This window comes from Halomonas sp. LBP4 (assembly GCF_003202205.1).
Classification (GTDB): domain Bacteria; phylum Pseudomonadota; class Gammaproteobacteria; order Pseudomonadales; family Halomonadaceae; genus Halomonas; species Halomonas flagellata.
This window is the reverse complement of record NZ_PDOG01000015.1, coordinates 1-4,983: the sequence shown is the minus strand read 5'-3', so window position 1 is coordinate 4,983 and position 4,983 is coordinate 1. Positions and strand designations below refer to the sequence as shown.

Here is a 4,983-nt window from a genome sequence, read left to right as displayed (position 1 = left end):
GGATCTCTATGCCTACATCCCTCGCGGAACGCTATCTCGCTCTTATCACTGTTCCGCAACCGAGTAAGGCAATACTCCATACAGAGCATAGAGAAAGACAACCACTTTCTTTCTTAGGAATGCTTTAGCATCTTCTGAAGGTCTGCTCATGGCCGATTGAGGAATGTTAGGCTACGCTGATGTAATGGTTTCGACAGCTGACGACTCACAGCGGCCATGCCCACCAGACGCCGGCAGAGCACGACAAAGTCTCGGCAGGTGGCGCGGATCGCCTTGCCGTTGTGCTTTCGAAAATCGGCAATCGTCTTGAAGTCCGGTGCCAGGCGCTCTGTCAGCCACATCAGCTCGACATTGCGCTGCGCCTCCCGCTCCAAGCGGCGGCTGGATTGGACACGATTGAGGTATCCGTAGAGGTAGATTTTCAGGAGTACAGCGGGGTGATAGGCGGGCGGGCCGGTAGCATGGGGATCAACACCCTTGAAACCGAGCTGTCTGAGATCAAGGGCCTCAACGAAGGCCTCGATGGCTCGGACCGGGTTGTCCTCCGAGACAAAATCATCAAGAAGCTCAGGGAACAACGTGGATTGAGACCGGGACTCACCTGCAACGAAGCGCTTCATCGGCACCTCCACGAGCTGTCACGGGTAGAGTATAGCGGCAGCCACGTTTTCACACAGCCTCGGCCGTATGCCGAACTTCAGTCTACGCTGATGAAACTAGTACGGCAGATGAAGACTCAACGATGATAACCTGGGAGATTATGAATTTTAGCTGGCTAGCCTGTGAATGATGTTCGACATTATATTATTAATCGATCATTGATCTTTAGTTAATCATACGATGGCATCCTGAACACTGTTAGGCCTTGGTAATGTTAATCTTTTCGAGGGCGGACGTGCCATCTAGCTATTGAGCGGAAAATAGGAGTAAGTCGATGAGCACTAAGAGTAGTGTGACTAGTACTTTAGGAATAGTTGCGGCAATAGCTGCTTCAATACATGTAGCAAGTCCGGCTCAAGCTGCCTTGTTTGAGAGTTACCAAGCTGCGCTCCATGCGTACTTTTACGATTATCGCGCTCTACCCATAGCATTGCCTACCGATGAGGAGCCTGGCGATATATACTTGAACCCATACGAGGGGTTTCTCGCGAGAAAGGATCTTTGTTTCCCCGGGTTGAATCCCTTAATATCGGCAACAGTGCTTGCTGACGCAATAGATACCAAAAGATATGCAGTTAGCGGTGATCTAGGGGGCTCACTATATAAAATAACGGAGATTAGTGTTGACGCTAAAATCTCGGTCTCCGAAGATGTGGAGTTAAGCTTTACGAACGCCACAGTTGAAAGTTTTTCTCAGGAAGTTATTGAAAATGCCTTGGAAAGTGACAGTCCTGAATGTAATGAAAGATTACAAGAAATAATCGAGCGGGGGGATGAGTATTCGTATCAGGAAAGAGTTCCGTGGATTCTTAGAGATGTAATCTCGGCAAAGCTGTTGTCAAGACTAAGTTTCCAGAGGGAAATGGGTGCTACTGTGGATGCACGAGCGAATAGGAAATTCTCTGAGATTGTAACTGATCTTGGTGGGTCCGTTTCGGGAGATTTAGAAAGCTATGGAGTTATAGCTATTGAAGCCAATTCTGCTGTTCCAGTTGCATTTAGACCAGCATTTGTTTCGCGAGAAGATATCCACCGATTACAGGAAATGGACGATCCAAACTTCTGGGCGAGACTCAGGTCCGCTATCTTTGGCGACGGCGCCGCACTAACAGAACTGGAGGATATTCGAAGTAAGTTTCCTGATTTCAGGATTCCCACCCTCTCAAAGATGTATGAGCAAATGGGATCAGGACCCCGTGTTATTTTCGATCCTGAAAACCACGAGCATATAACTTATTTAGAACGAAGAATTCTTCTGTTAACGACGGCATGGGAGCTGTATGGAGAGTACTACTAGTTAGTTCGCTCCCAACAAGGGAGACGATGTCCGACATTTGACAGTTCACGCTCTTACTGCCGATTATGTTGGTCACCGTCAAGCACGACTTATTGTTAAAATTAATTTATAAATAAGGTAATTCCCGGCTTTGCCGGGAGATACTTCCTCAAACCACGCTGAACGGCCGCTCCTGGCCGGGTGAGGAAATTTAGGCTACGCTGATGGAGTGAATATGGCAGCTGACGACCCAAAGGACCTCCCGGAAAATGTGGCATGATTTTCGGGGATAGACTGCCGAAGTGTTCTTAATGTCTTTGAAAAAATAATACTGTGTGTGGTGCAGGTATATCCATTTATTGACTGAAACGGGGCAACTCCATTCATTCAATAAAAGGGCGTGCGGTCTAATCACTGTTTTGCAGCCATACGGTGAATGAAAGGGAGCAAAACAATGCCATCGGTTACAACGATCACCGATCTCGAAGCCCAGTTCTCGGAGGCACGAGAAGCAACCAAGCGGTTCTTCGAAGAGTGCAGTGCCGCTATGGAAGCGCAAGGATACACTAGTTACGACTTACCCGCAGACCTAGCGCCGAAAGCCAAGGATCTATCCGCCCGCTTTCACACTCCCCTCGTTCGACTTTCAACTCTTGTTCGCCAATCGCCAATGTTCGGTGACGCCGACCTGAGCACTATGTTACTCGCTGTCCGGCGCATCGATGCCGCATTGCGGCTTCGCCAGTACGAGGAGTGGGGACCGCAGGTTCTGCATGACGAAGACATCGTGCTTGACGTCAAGCCAGCAGGGTTCTCGGAGGACAGGCAGTTGCAACCGATGGAGGCACTGGTCGAGATCGACGATGTCCTTGACCAAGTGTCTCGTCGCTTGAGCGTCCTTCGCGCGCAGGCTGAGGCCGAGGCGGCCGGTGAAGTGGCGCCCGCTCGCACGGTGCCGGGCGCTGCATCTATTGAAGTGCAGCCTGGATCAGCCTTCATCATGATGATGATCGACCCAGAGAAGCCAGAGCTTGAGGACGTCAAGCGGGCCATTCAAGAGGAGTGTGCTCGGTTCGGGATCCGCGCGACACGAGCCGACGACATAGAGCACTCTGGCGAGATCACCCAGAAGGTTCTTGATGAGATCAGGACTTCGGAATTTCTTATTGCCGACCTCACCGGCGAAAGACCCAGTGTGTACTACGAAGTAGGATTTGCCCACGCTATCGGTAAGCGACCTATTTTGTATCGCCGCGCTGGTACCAGGCTTCACTTCGATTTGGCTATTCATAACTGCCCGGAGTACAAAAACGTCACCGAACTTCGCGAGCGGTTGCGCAAGCGTCTCACAGCTATAACGGGAGGGGAGTGAGTGGCGTGTCGGGTTGAGCCGCAGGGCTGCATAATAAAACAAATGCTGTCGACCTCCTTCGTCGGCGGCTGATTCGCAACGTTAGGAGGTCAACCCATGGGACAGCCAAAAAAATGGGAAACCTACGAGCAGGTTGCCACGGACCTGTTGAACCGGTTCGCCATGGAATTCAATCTTGGGCACGTGGAAGGGAAGCAACTGGTCCCAGGACAGAGCGGAACCAAGTGGGAGATTGATGCCAAGGGCATTGAACTCGGAGGTGATGGCTTTGTGGTTGTCGAGTGCAAACGATTTACCAAGGGCCACGTGAACCAAGAGGTTATCGGTGGCCTCGCCTTCCGCATACAAGACACGGGCGCCAATGGTGGCGTTATCGTGACACCTCTTGGCTATCAAGAGGGAGCTAAGAAGGTTGCCGAACACGCGGGGATCGTAACCGCTAAACTTAGTGCCGAGGCAACCAGATCAGACTACGTCCTAGAATTCCTTGACAAGATATTAGTTGGCGTGTCCGACTCGGTAAAAGTGTCTGACCACGTGACCGTAGAGGTCCGGAATCGGGATGGAAAAGTCATTCAAAAGAGCGAAAGCGAATAGGCATCCCAACTCCACCGTCATGTGTATATGGAGATTTATAACTCGCCATGATTCTTAGTCATAAATCGCTTGAAAAACTCCGGTTGTTGATTAATGAGGAGACTGAGTATCGCTCAGGCCCTCAGCTTGTTCGTTTCTTCAATGATCTCGGTTTTAACGATTCATACGGGCAAGGATTTCCATCTAGGTGGATGTACACTGATGAAAAATTGGAGAAAATTAACGGTACTCCGGATCTGGATAAATGCATTAGAATGGTTCTGAATCCAGCCAATTTTATCGATAGGTTGGCAGACCTTGATGCATGTATTGTTGAACTCAATAAGTTTCTTGCTTTTGATAAATGGAAGGTCATTCGCCAGGGGGCTGAGATTGGCTTCAAAAAGCTTGAAAAGGTTGAGATTTCCGAACCTTCTGAGGCTAGTCGGGCAGAAGCCGAAAGTGAGTTCCTGAGTAGAGAGTTTTCTAATGTCTCAGTACAAAAACTTGGTTTGGATGGTTTTGTTTCCGACACACTTCAAGAAAGGATCAAAGAGATCGAGAAATGCTTTTCTTCTGGGGCGTATTTATCTGTAATTCTTGTTTCAGGTAGCACCCTCGAAGGCATTTTACTCGGCTTGGCTATCAAGCACCCTAGGCAATTCAATACGGCAAAATCCTCACCAAAGGATGGTTCCGGGAAAGTCCGTCAATTTCACGAGTGGAATCTTAGCGCGTATATTGATGTCGCCTACGAACTTGGTCTTGTACAGCACGATATCCAGAAATTCAGCCATACACTGAGAGACTTCCGCAATTACATTCATCCATTTCAACAAATGAGCTCCGGCTTCAGTCCAAGGGAGCATACGGCGAAAATTTGCCTGCAGGTGTTGCGAGCAGCAATTCATGAAATGGGTGAAAATCTCTGTAAGATCAATACATAGGGGCTCCAGCCGACCGATAAAGCGGCTGAGCCAGAGCTATATGAGCGTATGCTGAACGTCCGCTTCTGGCCGAGTGGGGAAGTTTAGTATAAGTTGATGGAAAGGTAAGGCAACTTACTAGCCAATGCGGACGTTCCGGAAAATGTTAAGGG

General features: G+C 49.4%; 4 protein-coding genes and 1 pseudogene. 4 read left to right on the top strand and 1 reads right to left on the bottom strand.

Annotated features, from left to right (window positions below; translation table 11 throughout):
• Positions 1–224 precede the first annotated feature (224 nt).
• A pseudogene (locus CR157_RS21820) lies at positions 225–620 on the bottom strand (transposase); the annotation flags it as partial.
• Between the two features lie 314 nt (positions 621–934).
• Here CR157_RS21820 and CR157_RS22435 point away from each other — a divergent pair.
• The 4 genes from CR157_RS22435 (at position 935) to CR157_RS21805 (ending at position 4,831) form a co-directional block, all read left to right on the top strand.
• The gene (locus tag CR157_RS22435) at positions 935–1,957 is read left to right on the top strand and encodes a hypothetical protein (RefSeq protein ID WP_146218752.1); all 1,023 of its coding nucleotides are present in this window, start codon (positions 935–937) and stop codon (positions 1,955–1,957) included.
• Between the two features lie 433 nt (positions 1,958–2,390).
• Positions 2,391–3,308 carry a hypothetical protein gene (locus tag CR157_RS21815; protein WP_110285623.1) on the top strand — a complete coding sequence of 306 codons (918 nt, stop codon included), beginning with the start codon at positions 2,391–2,393 and terminating at the stop codon, positions 3,306–3,308.
• Between the two features lie 96 nt (positions 3,309–3,404).
• Positions 3,405–3,905, top strand: a complete 501-nt coding sequence (locus CR157_RS21810) for a restriction endonuclease (protein WP_110285622.1) — start codon at positions 3,405–3,407, stop codon at positions 3,903–3,905.
• A 47-nt stretch (positions 3,906–3,952) separates the two neighbouring features.
• Positions 3,953–4,831, top strand: a complete 879-nt coding sequence (locus CR157_RS21805; RefSeq protein ID WP_110285621.1) for a hypothetical protein — start codon at positions 3,953–3,955, stop codon at positions 4,829–4,831.
• Positions 4,832–4,983 lie beyond the last annotated feature (152 nt).

Coding starts and splice junctions, on each gene's coding strand:
- CR157_RS22435 (WP_146218752.1), top strand. CDS start 935: ATGAGCACTAAGAGTAGTGTGACTAGTACTTTAGGAATAGTTGCGGCA.
- CR157_RS21815 (WP_110285623.1), top strand. CDS start 2,391: ATGCCATCGGTTACAACGATCACCGATCTCGAAGCCCAGTTCTCGGAG.
- CR157_RS21810 (WP_110285622.1), top strand. CDS start 3,405: ATGGGACAGCCAAAAAAATGGGAAACCTACGAGCAGGTTGCCACGGAC.
- CR157_RS21805 (WP_110285621.1), top strand. CDS start 3,953: ATGATTCTTAGTCATAAATCGCTTGAAAAACTCCGGTTGTTGATTAAT.